General features: G+C 70.4%; 16 protein-coding genes and 1 pseudogene. 8 read left to right on the forward strand and 9 right to left on the reverse strand.

Annotated features, from left to right (window positions below; genetic code table 11):
* Positions 1 to 551: 551 nt before the first annotated feature.
* Positions 552 to 1,412: an SDR family NAD(P)-dependent oxidoreductase gene (locus ACLQ3B_RS11800; protein WP_425780036.1), complete on the reverse strand. Its 861-nt coding sequence runs from the start codon at positions 1,410 to 1,412 to the stop codon at positions 552 to 554.
* A gap of 171 nt (positions 1,413 to 1,583) precedes the next feature.
* On the opposite strand from ACLQ3B_RS11800, the gene ACLQ3B_RS11805 reads away from it, so the two are divergent.
* A complete protein-coding gene (locus ACLQ3B_RS11805) occupies positions 1,584 to 2,498 on the forward strand; it encodes a helix-turn-helix transcriptional regulator (protein WP_425780038.1) in 915 nt (304 codons plus the stop codon).
* A gap of 400 nt (positions 2,499 to 2,898) precedes the next feature.
* On the opposite strand, the gene ACLQ3B_RS11810 is transcribed toward ACLQ3B_RS11805, so the two are convergent.
* On the reverse strand, positions 2,899 to 3,747 hold the full coding sequence (locus ACLQ3B_RS11810; RefSeq protein ID WP_425780040.1) for a helix-turn-helix transcriptional regulator: 849 nt from the start codon (positions 3,745 to 3,747) through the stop codon (positions 2,899 to 2,901).
* A 129-nt stretch (positions 3,748 to 3,876) separates the two neighbouring features.
* On the opposite strand from ACLQ3B_RS11810, the gene ACLQ3B_RS11815 reads away from it, so the two are divergent.
* On the forward strand, positions 3,877 to 4,863 hold the full coding sequence (locus ACLQ3B_RS11815; RefSeq protein ID WP_425780042.1) for an aldo/keto reductase: 987 nt from the start codon (positions 3,877 to 3,879) through the stop codon (positions 4,861 to 4,863).
* Positions 4,864 to 4,930: 67 nt separating this feature from the next.
* On the opposite strand, the gene ACLQ3B_RS11820 is transcribed toward ACLQ3B_RS11815, so the two are convergent.
* The 3 genes and pseudogenes from ACLQ3B_RS11820 to ACLQ3B_RS11830 form a co-directional block, all read right to left on the reverse strand.
* Positions 4,931 to 5,362: a pentapeptide repeat-containing protein gene (locus tag ACLQ3B_RS11820; RefSeq protein WP_425780044.1), complete on the reverse strand. Its 432-nt coding sequence runs from the start codon at positions 5,360 to 5,362 to the stop codon at positions 4,931 to 4,933.
* Between the two features lie 22 nt (positions 5,363 to 5,384).
* A complete protein-coding gene (locus ACLQ3B_RS11825; RefSeq protein WP_425780046.1) occupies positions 5,385 to 5,963 on the reverse strand; it encodes an HD domain-containing protein in 579 nt (192 codons plus the stop codon).
* Positions 5,960 to 6,700 (reverse strand): annotated as a pseudogene (locus ACLQ3B_RS11830) (transcriptional regulator); the annotation flags it as partial. The gene ACLQ3B_RS11825 and the pseudogene ACLQ3B_RS11830, both read right to left, overlap by 4 nt.
* Before the next feature lie 528 nt (positions 6,701 to 7,228).
* On the opposite strand from ACLQ3B_RS11830, the gene ACLQ3B_RS11835 reads away from it, so the two are divergent.
* The 4 genes from ACLQ3B_RS11835 to ACLQ3B_RS11850 all read left to right on the forward strand — a co-directional run bounded on the left by ACLQ3B_RS11835 (position 7,229) and on the right by ACLQ3B_RS11850 (position 10,312).
* Entirely contained in the window at positions 7,229 to 7,408 is a 180-nt protein-coding gene (locus ACLQ3B_RS11835; protein ID WP_425780048.1) for a hypothetical protein, read from the forward strand.
* Between the two features lie 296 nt (positions 7,409 to 7,704).
* Entirely contained in the window at positions 7,705 to 8,664 is a 960-nt protein-coding gene (locus ACLQ3B_RS11840; protein WP_425780050.1) for a GNAT family N-acetyltransferase, read from the forward strand.
* 92 nt (positions 8,665 to 8,756) lie between these two features.
* Positions 8,757 to 9,656, forward strand: a complete 900-nt coding sequence (locus ACLQ3B_RS11845) for an ABC transporter substrate-binding protein (RefSeq protein ID WP_425780052.1) — start codon at positions 8,757 to 8,759, stop codon at positions 9,654 to 9,656.
* 140 nt (positions 9,657 to 9,796) lie between these two features.
* Positions 9,797 to 10,312 carry a signal peptidase II gene (locus tag ACLQ3B_RS11850; RefSeq protein WP_425780054.1) on the forward strand — a complete coding sequence of 172 codons (516 nt, stop codon included), beginning with the start codon at positions 9,797 to 9,799 and terminating at the stop codon, positions 10,310 to 10,312.
* Here the strand turns inward: ACLQ3B_RS11850 and ACLQ3B_RS11855 are convergent.
* The 4 genes from ACLQ3B_RS11855 to ACLQ3B_RS11870 are packed head-to-tail and all read right to left on the reverse strand — an operon-like array spanning position 10,301 to position 13,812.
* Positions 10,301 to 10,915: a LutC/YkgG family protein gene (locus tag ACLQ3B_RS11855; RefSeq protein WP_425780056.1), complete on the reverse strand. Its 615-nt coding sequence runs from the start codon at positions 10,913 to 10,915 to the stop codon at positions 10,301 to 10,303. The genes ACLQ3B_RS11850 and ACLQ3B_RS11855 overlap by 12 nt on opposite strands.
* Complete coding sequence (locus tag ACLQ3B_RS11860; protein WP_425780058.1) at positions 10,912 to 12,357, reverse strand: LutB/LldF family L-lactate oxidation iron-sulfur protein; 1,446 nt, start codon at positions 12,355 to 12,357, stop codon at positions 10,912 to 10,914. Before ACLQ3B_RS11860 ends, ACLQ3B_RS11855 begins: the two co-directional genes overlap by 4 nt.
* On the reverse strand, positions 12,354 to 13,064 hold the full coding sequence (locus ACLQ3B_RS11865; RefSeq protein ID WP_425780060.1) for a (Fe-S)-binding protein: 711 nt from the start codon (positions 13,062 to 13,064) through the stop codon (positions 12,354 to 12,356). Before ACLQ3B_RS11865 ends, ACLQ3B_RS11860 begins: the two co-directional genes overlap by 4 nt.
* A gap of 28 nt (positions 13,065 to 13,092) precedes the next feature.
* Positions 13,093 to 13,812, reverse strand: a complete 720-nt coding sequence (locus tag ACLQ3B_RS11870) for a GntR family transcriptional regulator (RefSeq protein WP_425780062.1) — start codon at positions 13,810 to 13,812, stop codon at positions 13,093 to 13,095.
* A 112-nt stretch (positions 13,813 to 13,924) separates the two neighbouring features.
* Here ACLQ3B_RS11870 and ACLQ3B_RS11875 point away from each other — a divergent pair, with 112 nt between their 5' ends.
* Together ACLQ3B_RS11875 and ACLQ3B_RS11880 are read left to right on the forward strand one after the other, a co-directional pair.
* Positions 13,925 to 14,764, forward strand: coding sequence for a fumarylacetoacetate hydrolase family protein (locus ACLQ3B_RS11875; RefSeq protein ID WP_425780064.1), 840 nt, complete (start codon positions 13,925 to 13,927; stop codon positions 14,762 to 14,764).
* Between the two features lie 26 nt (positions 14,765 to 14,790).
* Positions 14,791 to 15,552 (forward strand): SDR family NAD(P)-dependent oxidoreductase, encoded by a 762-nt coding sequence (locus tag ACLQ3B_RS11880; RefSeq protein ID WP_425780066.1) that lies wholly within the window; start codon positions 14,791 to 14,793, stop codon positions 15,550 to 15,552.

The raw sequence follows: 15,552 nt of genomic DNA on the forward strand, positions 1-15,552 counted from the left end.
GACGCAGGTCTACTCGCCGGGGTCGTGGGACGAACTGCTGCGTCGCCTTGGCGATCTTCCGGACGTGGCCTCGTTCGAGGCGCGGACTTGGGACGAGCAGGGACGGTTGAACCGGCCGAGTTTCCTCGTGAGTTCGGTCAGCGGCAAGGGCTACGTCGATCTCGTCAGCACCATCGACGACGCGGTGGCCGGTGATCCCGGCGGGGAGCGTGCGCTTCTGGCGACTGTCCGCGAGGTGGCGGACCTGGCCGCCCCGGTGTCGGTTGCCGTCGCGGTGCAGGGTTCGCTGACGGACACGCCGCTGGAGGTGGCGCTCAGCGGTTGGTGGCTGCTGGCGACGGAAACCTGGGACGAGTACGGCCCGGAGCAGGCGAACCGCCTCTTCGAGCTCCTCGCGCCGGTGCTGCCGGCGGGCCGGCCGGAGATGACGCAGTGGCTGGTCAGACACGGCGGCGTGGGAGAAGTTCGACTTCGTCATCGGCTGAACAGCGGCGGGCCCGGCCTGGGCAGTGAGACCAGGCCGGGCAACGCCAGGAGGCAACGGAGATCCATCAGCTGTGCTGCGGGATGTCCGTCGTGTACGCCAGCTCGCGGCCCGCCTCCACGTCCGAGGTCAGCGCATCGATCCGGGCCTTGACCAGCGAGTAGGAGTCCGAGCCGAGCAGTTGGTGCAGAGGTGCCTTACCCGAGACAGCCACCTCGATGATGGCGCTTGCGGCTCGGACGGGGTCACCGAGCTGGGTGCCCGGCATCGCCAGGTGCGCCTCGGTCATCTCCCGGATCGACTCGTAACCGGACACGGTGGTCGGCGGCAGGCCGAGGGAGTGCGTACGCAGAAAATCGGTCTGCATGTAACCGGGCTCCACGAGGTTGACCTGCACGCCGAAATCGCCGACTTCCGCCGCCAGTGACTCGGTCAGCCCTTCCAGGGCGTACTTGCCGGCGCAGTAGAGACCCCAGCCCGGGAAGGAGGTCAGACCGAGGATCGAGGAGATGTTGATGATGTGGCCGCTGCGCTGGGCGCGCAGGGACGGCAGCACCGCACGAAGAACGTTCCAGAGCCCAAAGATCTGTACGTCGAACATCTGCCGGACGTCGGCGTCGGTGACCTCCTCGATGGCGGCGAGGAAGCCATAGCCGGCGTTGTTCACGACCACGTCGATCGCGCCGAAGCGGTCGGTGGTGGAGCGGATCGCCGCCGCGACCGCCGGCTCGTCCGCGAGGTTCAGCTCAAGTGGCAGCAGCCGGGCCCGGTCCACGGATCCCAGGGCCGCGTCGAGACGCTCAGCCGACCTGGTCGTCGCCGCGACGTTGTCACCGCGATCGAGGAGCTGCTTGACCAACTCCAGGCCGAGGCCCCGGGAGGTGCCCGTGACGAACCAGGTGGCGGGTCGGGTGGTGGGGTACGACATCGGTGTTCTCCTTGTGATTGGAGTGGCAGCGCTGTGCCCTGCCGGAAACGCATCTCATGCTGCTGCCGGGCGGGCGAGCCGAACACCTCTGGCCAGGCCCAGCCGTACCTGGGAACGACATGCCCACCCAGCCCCTGGGCGCGGTCCGCCACACGCGGCATGATTGGCGACATGGTGCGACGCACGGAACTGGCCGGCTTTCTGCGGAAATGCCGAGCTGACACGACGCCGGAGGCAGCGGGAATCCTCCCGCTGTCGGGGCGACGCGTCCACGGCCTGCGCCGGGAGGAGGTGGCTCAGCTCGCCGGGGTGAGCGTCGACTACTACACCCGACTCGAACAGGGCCGCCACAGCAGCCCGTCGGAGGCCGTCATCGACGCCTTGGGCCGTGTCTTCCACCTCGACGCGGCAGCCCGGGCTCACCTTGTCGACCTGGCCCGGCCGGCCCGGCACCGCACCGGGCAGGTGCCGGGCCAGCGGGTCCGGCCGGCGATGCACCAGATGATCGCCTCGATGGTCGACCACCCGGCCTTCATCGTCGGGCGCCGTACCGACATCCTCGCGTCGAACCTGCTGGCCCGCGCCCTCCTCACCGACTGGACCCAACTGCCACCCCGCGAGCGCAACTACACGCGCTGGGTCCTCCTCGACCCCGGCGCCCGCGAGGTCTATCCCGAATGGGCCACCGTGGCGGCTGACGTCGTGGGCACGCTGCGCCTCTACGCCGGGCGGAACCCCGACGACCCGCAGCTCAACGAACTCGTCGGCGAGCTGACCATCAAGAGCCCGCAGTTCCGTACGTGGTGGCACAACCACCGGGTGCACGAGCGGACCCACGGCACCAAGCACATGGCCCACCCTGCCGTGGGACCGATGACCATCCGATACGAGGCGCTGGCACTACCCGGCGACGACGATCAGACGCTCTTCATCTACACCACGGATCCCGGCAGCAGCTCACACGACAACCTGCGCCTGCTCGCGCTCTGGGCGACGCAGCAGCGGTACGCCCCAACGACCGGCGCATCCAAGGCCGCTCCCGCCCAGCTCGAGGACAGCCCAACCAGGTCTCCGGGCTCAGCCTGAATGCGACGGCCGTCGATCGCCCCTTGACAACCCGGGGTCTCTGCCATGGCCGATTCAGCGTGCGATTTCTCGTGGTGGCAGTGGTCTGATCGGTGCCCATGTCGTGGACGTGCTGCGCGAGCGAGGTCATGCCGCGACCACCGTGGCGCGTACCGCCGGTGCGAGTGCGACCGGCCTTCTCGTGCATTTCGATCACGATTGTGGCAGGTGCGGAGGGGCGGTCCGACCTTGCGGGTTATGGGTCTCCCGTTTACCCCCCAGTGGTTTCGTCCATGGAGTTCTGCGCCGCCCGCAGACGGCTTGTTCGTGCTGGCGCTGCGGGCGTGGCCAGCGGGAGCGGTGATCCGGTCGTCGTCGGGGCCGCTCAGAGCTCCCAAGGGCGTGGGGAACCGCGGCACTGTCAATGAGGCGCGTCGGCCGGGAACTCCTCGACCCCCAGCACGCGCAGCAGCTCAAGCTTCTCCCGGGCCTCGGCGTCGGCCGGGGTCAGCACCAGCAGCTGCTGGCCGAGGTCGGGGGTGACCAGGGTTTCGCAGTCCATCGTGATGCGGCCCACGCGCGGGTGCATGAACGTCTTGCGGTCGGCCCGGCGTACCGCCACCTCGTGCTCGGCCCACAGCCGCCGGAAGTCCTCGCTTGCGGCCCGCAACCGTTCGATCAGGCCGGTCACGGCCCGGTCGCCGGCCCGCCGGCCGGCCACCGCGCGCAGGTCGGCGACCTGCTGGCGGGCGTGCCGCTGCCATTCCTCGGGGCCGTGGAGGTCGCGGATGACCGGGTCGGTGAAGTAGCGGTAGGCGACGTAGCGGCGGTCGCCGGTCAGCCCGGTGTGGTCGCCGGTGAGCAGGATCGACATGCGGTTCTGCGCCAAGACCTCGCCGAGGTCGGACAGGACCATGGCGGGGGTGTCGCCCACCAGGTCGAGCAGGCGGACCAGGCCGGCCCGGGCCAGGTGGGCGATGCCGTCGGCGGGCGGCGGCTGGTGGCCGGCCAGGTGGAACAGGTGGCTTCGCTCGTCGTCGGTCAGGCGCAGGGCCCGGGCCAGGGCACCGAGCAACTGGGTCGACGGCTGGCTGCTGCGGCCCTGCTCAAGGCGGACGACGTAGTCGACGGACATGCCGGCGAGCATGGCGACCTCCTCGCGGCGCAGGCCGGCGGTGCGGCGGCGGGGGCCGCCGGCGATGCCAACCTCGGCGGGGCGGATGGTCTCGCGCCGGCGCCGCAGGAAGTCGGCGAGCTGCTCACGCTGCATGCCTCCATGCTGCCCCGGGGACTGGGCATCGAGCCAGGGATCGGCGCTCCCACGATAAGCGCTCCGCTGCCGGCGGGCCGGAAAGCGGCGCAGGGTGGAGCCGACATCGACCGATGAGGGAGAGTTTCGATGCAGACACGCACTCTGGGCAACACGGGTCCCACGGTTTCCGCGGTGGGGCTGGGGGCGATGAGCATGTCGGGCGCGTACGGCCCGGCCGATCGCGAGGAGAGCATCGCCACCGTACGGGCCGCGCTGGACGCGGGGGTCACGCTGGTCGACACCGGTGACTTCTATGGCATGGGGCACAACGAGCTGCTGCTGTCGGAGGCGTTGCGGGGACGCGACCGGGACAGCTATCTGCTGAGTGTGAAGTTCGGGCAGCAGGTGGGGCCGGGCATGCGGTTCGCCGGTCAGGACTCCCGCCCGGCTTCGGTGCGGAACTTCCTGAATTACTCGTTGACCCGACTCGGCGTCGACCACGTGGACATCTACCGGCCGGCCCGGCTCGACCCGTCGGTGCCGATCGAGGACACGATCGGCGCGATCAAGGAGATGATCGACGCCGGTTACGTGCGGTATGTGGGGCTTTCCGAGGTTGACGCGGAGACCGTCCGGCGGGCGCACGCCGTACACCCGGTTGCTGATCTTCAGATTGAATATTCGCTGCTGTCACGGGCGGTCGAGGCCGACGTGCTGCCCACGCTGCGGGAGCTGGGCATCGGGCTGACCGCGTACGGGGTGCTGAGCCGTGGCCTGCTCTCGGGAAACTGGGTGCCGGGGCGGGCCGACGATGCGCGTAACCACAGTCCCCGCTTCTCCGCCGAGAACGCGTCGCACAACCTTGCCCTGGTGGAGGCGTTGCGTCGGGTCGCCAACGCGAAGGGGTGCACGGTCGCGCAGTTGGCGATCGCGTGGGTCGCGGCGCAGGACCAGTCCATCGTTCCGCTGGTCGGTGCGCGCACCCGGCAGCGGCTGGCCGAGGCGTTGCCGGCGCTGGACGTGAAGCTGTCGGCCGATGATCTCGAAGAGATCGAGGCGGCCGTGCCGAAGGGTGCCGCGCGCGGTGACCGTTACCCGGCGGCGTTCATGGCGAGCCTCGGCGTCGGTAACTAGTGGCTCGTCATGGGCGGCCGCGCTGGCGTCTTCGACGAGGGCCAGAGTGGCACCGGGGGCCGGCACGTCAATCGGACGTAACCCCGGAGTCTGAGAGGCCGTGCGGCCACCCAATGACGCGCTCGGCGGTGACGCCTCGAAGGTCGGCGCCGTTCCATCGGGCCCCGGTAACGTCCGTTCGTCCGTACTCCGGATCGTGCGTCACGACGTAGCTGAACCGCGCGTAGGACAGATCCGTGTCACGCAGGTCGACATCCCGCAGACCGCAGCCGGAGAAGCTGGCACCGCGGAGGGAGGCGCCGCGGAGGTCGGCGCTACGGAAGTCACACAACTTGAATGAGTGCCTATCAAGTGTGCGATGCCGAAGATCGCGACCTGCGAACGATTTCTTCGTCCGTGGATGCGGAAGGTGCCGTAGTCGGCTTCGACGGTGAGAGCGCGGCCGGCGTGGGCGTTGCCCTCGCCTCGTTTGATCGACCGCGTCCCCTCTCTCGATCAAGGCAACGTCGAGTATTGAACGCTTACTCCTGCGGCGGGGGCGTGAGCCAGGCGAGTGGTTGTCCGGTGAGTGCGGCGTCGGCGAGGCGGTGGGCGCTGGCGGTCTTGAGCGCGGCTCGTGAGCTGTCGATCCAGCGCTGCACGTTGTCGATGCCCTGGTGGCGGTACTCGACGGCTTGGACGAGGCATTCCAGCTTGTCGGCGTCACGGGCGACGACGGCTTCCAACGTCTCGCCGGCTTCGTACTCAGTGACGGCAGCAGTGATGACGTCTGCGACGGCCGGTGGGCAGGCCGCAACCTGGTCGGCGGTGACGGCGGCGTTGGGTACGGCGGTGAGGTAGCGCTTGGCGATGTGGGGGATATCGGTGATCCGGGTTTCCTGGGTGTCGTGTAGAACGCACAGCATCGACACCCGGGCCGGATCCGCGCCCTCCATGGCGGCGAGCATCATTCCGATGAGCGCCGTTCGGAAGGAGTGCTCGGCGATGGATTCGGGGTGCGTGACGCCGGCGAACCACCAGCCGGTGCGGGCGGCGCGTTTGAGGACGCCGGCTTCGAAGATGAAGTTCATCGCTCCGGCGGCGTCGTGGTCGTCGGTCATCTGCCCGTCCCTGTGCCGGTGAGTCCGTCCGCCCGCAGGCTGTAGACGATAGAGGTTAGTTCCTGCCGCGACTGCGCGGAGATCCGGTCACTGTCCAGGAGCGGGACACTGCGTTCGAGGAGTGCACGAGTCGCGGCGGGGTTGTCGAGAGCGAGACCGCGTCGTGCGGCCAGCAGAGCCCAGACGTTGTGGATGTTGAGGTCGACGAAGGGGTGCCCTGGGTCGAGGCGATGGACCAGGTGTCGAAGAAGGATTGAGCCGTGCCAGTCGGCGAGTGCTTCGGGCATGAAGGAGTCGTCGTGGTGACGGTACGGGATCTCGCCTACCCAGTAGGCCGAGTAGTTGAGAGCCGCTCGCTCGCAGGCGTCATCGGGGTGTGCGCGAGCGATGAAGTCTCGCAATGGTTCCGGGTCGCCCTGGTTGGCGAGGGACGTGACGACGGAGCGGGCGTCGGGCCACAGCGGTGACCAGGTGCGGAAGGTGGTCGTGCGGCGTGCTCGGGTGGTGGTCTGGGTGAGCCAACCTGCTGCTGCCTTGGTGGGGTCCATGCCGGCGAGGAAGCAGGCTTGCCGGTGCAGCAACACGTTCGGATGCCGTCCGGCTGCGGCGCGATCGGCGAGCACGTGAAGGTGAGCGAAGAACGCACGTTGCTCGTCGACGGGCAGGGTCGGCCCGGACGCGACTGGACCCCGCCGGGGATGGGCGATGGGTAGCCCTCTGGCGAAGGTCGGTGAACGAGCGCCCGAGGGTCCGCATCGAACGCCTTGTCTGATGCATGCGTGTGTGAGCAGGGGCGGGGTCGGCTGGCGAGACCGTCGCTCGGCCGGTAGCTATCCGCACCGAGGCGGGAGTCGAGGGATTTGGGGCGGTCGTTGCGTTGGCGGAAGCCGCCGGCGACGTGATCGTCTCCGGAAGTGAGAACGTCTTCCCACCCGGCCTGGCCTGCTCGCCGGGCTGCCCCAGATGCACGAGCCGGTCGCAACCGGTAACGTCCTCGCCCACAGCCTCCGCCGCTACTGCGGCTGACCTGGGTGAACATGGCAAACCGGACATGATCTGCGCCACTCTGACCGTAATGTCTCTATAGGCATGGGAATCTCATCGGCGTCCTCCCATTCGCATATTCTCATCGCTGACTGTCTACTTAGCAGGGTGAGTGGCGGCATACGCCCGGTCGGGCACGACCGACTGGCGAAAACGCGGACAAGGGGACTGCGATGAATCTCCCGAACGACACGGGCGAAAAAGGCGGCCGGGAGGGCGCCATGGAGCGCTGGGTCTGGCTCACCGCCGGCAGTGGACTCGTGACCGTGGTGCTGCTGACGGTGCTCGCCGTCTGGGGCGAGGCGGACGCGACCGCCACGTCGGGCATCGCCGCCGTTGGCACCATCACGGCGGCGGCGTTCGGCGTCCTGGCACTGCTTGTACGCAGACGAGGCGACTGACGGAGCCACGGTCGCGGCACCCGGCAGCCCGAGGATCAGCTCGCCTGGTGAGGTGATCTGGCCGTCGTTCGCGGCGGCCAGATCCGGCCGGACGGCGCAGGGCAGAGCAGAGGCTCGGCGACCCGGCCCGGCAGCCGATCTGTTTCCTGGCCGCCGTCTGCTGGCCATCACCTGAACGCAGCGGCCGGCGGCAGGTGGACGGCGATGTCCATACCGCCGGTCGGCCGGGTGCGAAGGTCGTCGTGATGACCGGGCGTGCGGTCCTCCGCGGAGGTGGCACGGGGGAGGGCGGGACAGTGGCGGTTGAGCAGTTCGGTTCATTGGCGCAGGCCGGCGTCACGATGCGGCGCTATGGGGGTGCCAGTGACATTGCCGGCGTCCAGGCCGTCCGTGCCGAGGTGCACCGGGCGGACGGCGACTTCTGGTTGCCCGGTCCCGACACCGGCGAGGACCCCGACGGCGTACACCCGTTCTGCCTGATCGCCCAAGCCGACTCGGGGCGAACTGTCGGCTTCACCTGGATGGACTGGTGGTCCGAAGCGGCCGACACCCGGGTCTACCTGTTGAGCGGATGTGTGGAACCGGCGTGGCGCCGACGGGGCATCGGGAGCGCCATGCTGCGGTGGCAGGAGGCTCGTGCCATCGAGTTCGACGGCAGCAGGCCGGTCGGCGGCCGGAGCGTCTTCGGCGCGAACGTGGCCGAGCACCAACCGGGCAATCTGGCACTGCTGACAGCTCACGGCTACCGGGTCGCGTTCACGGCCGTCGACATGGCCCACGACCTGAACGGTCTACCGGACGGCGACATTCGGCTGCCCGAAGGTCTCACCCAACGTCCGGTCGAGGCTGCCCACCACCCGCAGATCCACCGGGTGATCGAGGAGTGCTTCGCCGGAGCACGCGACGGCTACCGGCCCAGGACCTACGAGGAGTACCTCCTCGACGTCCAGGACGTCGACATCTGGTGCGTCGTGTGGGCGGGGGACGACATCGCGGCGGTCGTGGTGAACGAGTTGCAGGCCGACGGCACCGCCCGGACGCCGTGGGTTGCCGTCGGCACCGCGTGGCGCCGGCGGGGCGTCGGTCTTGCGGTGATGAGGCGCACGCTCCGTATCTTGGCGGAAGCCGGAGTCTCGACGGCCCGACTCAGCACGGTCGCGGAAAATCCGAACAACAGCGTTCGGTTGTACGAGAAGGCGGGATACCGGGTGACCGCTTGGCAACCCCGCTACCGCAAACCAGTCGAGGCGTGCTGAGCTGAGGCGGTCGTTGACCACGCTGCTGGCCGCCGTGGGCTTCGCTGTCGGGAAGTGGACGTGGCTCGGTCGCGCCTGGTAGGCAGGCGGTTGTGCGGATCATCTCCCTGTTGCCGGCGGCCACGGACATCGTGGCCATGCTTGGCCTGACCGAGCACCTGGTTGGTCGTACCCACGAGTGTGACTGGCCGCCGGGGGCCCTGGCCGACATCCCGGCGGTGACCGCGACGTCCCTGCCGGAGACCTTGACGAGCCGGGAGATCTCGGCCGCGATCGCCGGTGACCCGCACCGAGGCTCGTCGTTGTACCAGCTCGACGTCGCCATGCTGGAGGGGTTGAAGCCGGATCTGATCCTGACCCAGGATCTGTGCGACGTGTGTGCGGTCTCCTACCAGCGGGTCAACGACGCGGTTGGTCTGATCGATCTCGACACCAGGGTGATGTCCCTCGAGGCGAGGACCATCGACGGAATCCTGGACACGGTGGATGCAGTGGCCGCGCTGACCGGCACCGAAGGCAGGGCGGCGGAGATCCGCGCCGACGCCGAGCGTCGCCTGGCGGCGTTGCCGGGGTCGGTGCCCGGCGCGCCGACGGTGCTGTTCGTCGAGTGGCTCGACCCGCTGATGCCTGGCGGACACTGGGTGCCGGAGCAGATCGCCCACGCGGGCGGGCGGTCCCTGCTGCTCGGGCCGGGTGCGCACAGCACCCCGCACCGGTGGTCGGTGGTCGCGGACCTGGCTCCCGAGGTGGTGGTGTTCGGGCCGTGCGGGTTCACGCCCGAGCGGACCTTCGACGAGTTGTCCGTGGCGACCGCGCAACCCGGTTGGGCGGATCTGCCCGCAGTTCGTCAGGGGCAGGTGTGGGTGGTCGACGGGCCCGCCTACTTCAACCGCCCCGGCCCGAGGGTCGTCGACGGCGCGGAGATCCTCGCCGGCATCCTCGCTGGCCGTCCGGACCCGCGCGCTCGGCGGGTTTCCGCCGACGTCGGTTGAACTGCCGCGCCTGAGCGGTCGGGATGACAGCTGACGCCGACCGCAGGTCTTTGGCGATTGCCAAAGGGCAGGCATCATGTGGCTGATCAAGAACAACCGTCGGTGGTGACGGTCACCGCTGACCGGGTTAGGGTTCCGGGATGTTCCGCGCCGTCGTGTTGATCGCTGCGGTGGTGCTCGCCGCTGACCAGCTCACCAAGTACTGGGCCGAGTCCACGCTCTCCGGCGGGCAGACCGTCTCCCTCCTCGGTGACCTGCTGCAACTGCGGCTCGTGTACAACCCGGGTGCCGCCTTCTCGATCGGCTCCGCGTACACCTGGATCTTCGCGGTGTTCGCGGCCGCGGCGGTGGTCGCGGTGGCGGTGGTGGCGCGGCGGGTCACGTCGCGCGCCTGGGCGGTGGCGCTGGGCCTGGTGCTCGGCGGCGCGGCGACGCACCTGCTGGACCGCCTCTTCCGGGCGCCGGGGTTCGCTCGCGGGCACGTGGTGGACTTCATCGACTACGCCGGATTCTTCGTCGGCAACGTCGCCGACATCGCGCTGGTGGTCGGCGTGGCCATCGTCATGCTGCTCAACGTGCGCGGCGTGCCGCTGCGGGCGACGGCCGGGCCGGGCGAGAGCCGCGGTGGCGAGCAGGTGTCGTCGTCAGGCGCCTGAGCTGCCCGGTGGGCTGATCAGGACGACCTCCAGTCGGCGCGGGCCGTGCACTCCCTCGACCCGGTTGAGCTCGATGTCGCTTGTCGCGGACGGGCCGGAGATCCAGGTCAGCGGCGCGCGCGGGTCCAGTCGGGTGAGCGCCTCCGGCAGCAGACCGACGACCTGATCGGTGCGGACGACACAGATGTGCCGGTCGGGCACCAGGGTGAGCGCGCGCCGCCCCTGCGCCGGGCCGGCGGCGAGGATGATGGTGCCCGTGTCGGCGACCGCGACGGCGCAGCCGGTCAGGACCGCGTCCAGGTCGTCGAGCGCGGCCGGTGACAGCGGGGGAGCGTCGCGGTGCAGCTGCCCGGCGTAGCCGGCCAGCCAGTCGGCGGGGACGTCGGTGGGGACGGCGAGCCGATCGACCTCGGCGAGCAGCCGGGGTAGGGCTCCGATGCCGTGGTGGACGACCGCCCGGTAGTCCTCCAGGCGGTCGACGAGGGCTGCGATCAGGTCGGCTCGGTCGTCGACCCGGCGGTACCGGCGGGGCACCTGCACCGGCGGCGGGCTGTCGGCCAGGGCCGTCCGGAGCCGCGCCAGGATCTCGTCACGTGCGCTCACTGCTTTCCCCACCATTCCCGGAAGGTCTGCGGCGCGGGCAGCGGCAGGTCTCGCGACCGGGTCCACGCCGACGCGGGCCAGGGCAGTCGCCGCAGCGTCCGGGCGCCCGTGCGCCGCTCACGGTACGCCCCGAGCGGCCCCGCGCCGGCCCGGGCCAGGCGCAGGGCGGCGGCCCACCGTCGAGGGCTGCGCATCACCCAGGACAGGACGCGCATGGCGGCCCGTTCGGCCGGCGGGTGCGGTGCCTGCTGGCGGAGGTGGACCAGGATCTCCGGAATGTTGATCTTCACGGGGCACACGTCGTAGCAGGCGCCGCAGAGGGTCGACGCGTACGGCAGCGAGGCGTTGTCGGCCACGCCGGTCAGCTGCGGCGACAGGATCGCGCCGATCGGCCCCGGGTACACCGAGCCGTACGCGTGCCCGCCGGCCCGCTCGTACACCGGGCAGACGTTGAGGCACGCGGAGCAGCGGATGCAGGACAGCGCGGGCCGCCCGACCGGGTCGGCGAGCACCGCGGACCGACCATTGTCGACAAGTACGACGTGCACGTCCTGCGGGCCGTCGCCGGGGGTGACGCCGGTCCACATCGAGGTGTACGGGTTCATCCGCTCGCCTGTCGAGGATCGCGGCAGCAGTTGCAGGAAGACCTCCAGGTCGGTGAAGGTCGGTAGCAGCTTCTCGACGCCGACGACGCTGATCAGCGTCTCGGGGAGGGTGAGGCACATGCGCCCGTTGCCCTCGGACTCCACCACCACGAGGGTGCCGGTGTCGGCGACGGCGAAGTTGGCCCCGGAGACGGCGACCCGGGCGGAGAGGAAACGTCGTCGCAGGTGGACGCGGGCGGCCTCGGCCAGCGCGGCCGGTTCGTCGCTCAGGTCGGCCGGCGCGTCGGGCATGCGACGCTGGAAGATCTCCCGGATCTGGGCCCGGTTGTAGTGGATCGCCGGCACCAGGATGTGCGAGGGGGTGTCCTCGCCGAGCTGCACGATCAGCTCCGCGAGGTCCGTCTCGTACGCGGCGATTCCGGCGGCCTCCAGCGCCTCGTTGAGTTCGATCTCCTGGGTCGCCATCGACTTGACCTTCACGACCTCGTCGGCCCCGGCCGCCCGGGTCAACGCGACAACGATCCGGCACGCCTCGGCCGCGTCGCGGGCCCAGTGCACGGTGGCGCCGGCAGCGGTGGCGGACGCCTCGAACTGCTCCAGCAACTCCGGCAACCGACGTTGGACGTCCGCCTTGATCGCCGAGCCGGCGTCCCGCAGGGCCTCCCAGTCGGGTACCTCGTCGACGACCCGGGCTCGCTTGGCACGGATGGTGCGGGTGGCCCGGTGCAGGTTGGCCCGGAGTTGCGTGTCGGCCACGGCCGGCTTGGCGGCGGTCGGGAAGGGCAGCGGCGTGCGGATCCGCCCTTGCCCGGTGGCGGGTGCGACCGGTTGGCTCATGAGGCGGCTCCCGTCTCGGCGAGGATCTCGGCGTAGTGCACGGCCCGTACGCCCGACCGGTGGCGGTCGAGGCCGCCGCCGATGTGCGCCAGGCAGGAGTTGTCGGCTGCGGCGAGCACCCGTGCGCCGGTGTCGCGGACCCGGGCGCACTTGTCGGTGAGCATCGCGGTGGAGACGTCCGGGTTCTTCAGGGCGAACGTGCCGCCGAAACCACAGCACTCCTCGGCGTCGCCCAGCTCGACCAGCTTGATCCCGCGTACCTGGCGCAGCAGGGTCAGTGGCCTGTCGCCGAGGCGCAGCACGCGCAGACCGTGGCAGGTGGGGTGGTAGGTGACCGTCTCCGGGAACTCGGCGCCGACGTCGGTGACACCGAGAACGTCGACGAGCAACTCGGACAGCTCGTACGTGCGGGCGGCCACCGAGGTGGCGGGCGGGTGCAGGCGCGGGTACTGGTCGCGGATCATCGCGGTGCACGACCCGGACGGCGCGACGATGGCGTCGTAGGAGTCGAAGACGTCGACGTAGTTGCGCACCATCGGCATGGCCTCGGCCCGGTAACCCGTGTTGGCGTGCATCTGCCCGCAACAGGTCTGGTCGGCGGGGAAGTCGACTGTGTGGCCGAGTCGCCGCAGGATGCGGGTGACCGCGATGCCGGTGGCCGGGAACGCGAGGTCGTTGACGCAGGTGATGAAGAGGGCGATCCGCATGACGACTCCTCGGATGTGTGGGGGTGGGTCACGCCGAGTCGCGAGGTGTTCCGGGGGCGGGCGGCTGGTCGAAGGCGGGCAGGTGGCGCTCCCGGGCGGCGCTGAGGTGGGCGCGCATCGCGTCGGTGGCGGCTGCCGCGTCGCCGGCGACGATGGCGGCGGCGATGCGCTGGTGCTCGGTGTTGGTGTCCGCTGCGCCGGCGGCCGGGAAGTACAGCCGGTGCAGGTGCAGGTGTGCGTGCAGCCGCGTGATGGTGTCCCGCAGCAGTGGGCTGCCGGAGACCTCGGCGATCAGGTCGTGGAATTTCGCGTCCAGCGCGGTGAAGGCGGCGTGTCGGCGGTATCCGTCGCCGGCCTCCACGTCGATTCTCGCGGCCGCCTCGACGCTGATCCGTCGGCGCGCTTCGGCGGAGGCGTGCGTGGCGGCCCGTCCGGCGGTGGCGCCCTCCAACAGTTGGCGGACGTCGAACAGGTCGTCGAACTGGGCACGGGTCAGCAGCGGCGTGGTGGTGTAGCCGGAGAGTGGGCGCTTACGGACCAGGCCGTCGGCCTCCAGCCGAGCGAGGGCCTCGCGGACCGGGGTGGGGGAGACCTCCAGATCCCGGGCCAGCGCGTCGATGTTGACCCGCTCGCCGGGGGGAAGGACGTGGTCCATGACCAGTGTCTTTATCGACTCGTAGACGTCCTCGGTGAGGGTGTGTCGGCGGGCGGGACGGAGTCGACCCTCGTGAGGTTCCTGTTGGGCCATCTCGCCTCCTCAACAACCCCTTGACTGCGCCGGTGTGAGCGAGTACACACTAGCAAGGCAACATCCTATAGGAAATAGGGGTTTTGCGGCCTATGCACTGGAGGTTGGGTTCGTGAGATTCATGCGTGTCGGGCCGGTGGGGCGGGAACGCCCCGTGCTGTACGTCGACGGTCGGCACTTCGACCTCTCGTCGCTCACCGCCGACATCGACGGCGAGTTCCTCGCCGGCGACGGCGTCCGGCGGGTCCGCGAGGCCACCGATCTGCCCGAGATCGACGTCACCGGCCAGCGGGTCGGCGCGCCGATCGCCCGGCCCGGGGTGGTGCTCTGCGTGGGGCAGAACTACGCCGCGCACGCCGCCGAGTCGGGTGCCGCGCCACCGACCGACCCGATCATCTTCTACAAGGCGCCCAACACGGTCGTCGGCCCGTACGACGAGGTCCTGATCCCGCGCGGGTCGACGAAGACCGACTGGGAGGTGGAGCTGGCGGTGGTGATCGGCCGACCGGCCCGCTACCTCGCCTCGCCGGCCGACGCGCTCGGGCACATCGCCGGGTACGTGCTCTCCAACGACGTCTCCGAGCGGGACTTCCAACTCGCCGTCTCCGGGGGCCAGTGGTCGAAGGGCAAGTCCTGCGAGACGTTCCAACCGCTCGGCCCGTGGCTGGTCACCGTCGACGAGATCGGCGACCCGCAGGCGCTGCGGCTGCGTTCCTGGGTCAACGGCGAGCCGCGCCAGGACTCCAGCACCAAAGACATGATCTTCGACGTGGCGTACCTGGTCTGGCACCTGTCCCAGTTCACCGTCCTGGAGCCGGGCGACGTCATCAACACCGGCACCCCGCAGGGAGTGGCGCTCTCCGGCCGGTTCCCCTACCTGACCACCGGCGACGTGATGGAGGTCGAGATCGACGGCCTCGGCCGGCAGCGCAACCCCCTCCGGGACGCCTGATGCGGTGTGACGGTCTCGTGGCGGTGGTGACCGGAGGTGGATCGGGGATCGGGCTCGCCTGCGTGCGGGCGTTCGCCGCCGCCGGCGCCCGGGTGGGTGTCCTGGACCTGGACCCGTCCGGTCTGCCGGAGGATCCCGGCGTACTCGGCGTCCGGGCCGACGTGGCCGACCGGTCCTCCCTCAGCACGGCCGTCGCCTCGGTCGCCGAGGCGTTCGGCGGCCTCGACATCCTGGTGAACAACGCCGGCATCTCGGCGGTGGGCACGGTGGAGGAGGACGACGACGAGCAGTGGAGCAGGGTGCTCGACGTCAACGTCTCCGGCGTGGCCCGAGCCAGCGCCGTCGCCCTGCCGTACCTGCGCCGGTCGTCGTCCGCGGCGATCGTCAACATCTCCTCGATCGCGGCGACCGTCGGCCTGCCCCGACGTGCCCTGTACTCGGCCTCGAAGGGCGCCGTACACGCCCTCACCCTCGCCATGGCCGCCGACCTGGTGACCGAGGGTGTCCGAGTCAACTGTGTCGCCCCCGGCACCGTCGACACGCCGTGGGTGGCCCGCCTGCTCGCCGGCGCGGCCGACCCGACGGCGGAGAAGCGGCAGCTGGCGTCCAGGCAGCCGACCGGCCGCCTGGTGACCGCCGACGAGGTGGCCGCCGCCGTCGTCTACCTCGCCTCGCCCGCGACCGGGTCGGTGACCGGTTCGTCGCTGCCGGTGGACGGCGGCATGTCCGGCCTGCGCCTACCCGCCCGGGTCCCGCCCGCGGCCGATCCCGCCGAACCGGGCGCGTGA

Origin of the sequence: Micromonospora sp. DT53, assembly GCF_049841535.1 — a bacterium.
In the GTDB taxonomy this organism is placed as follows: Bacteria; Actinomycetota; Actinomycetes; order Mycobacteriales; family Micromonosporaceae; genus Micromonospora.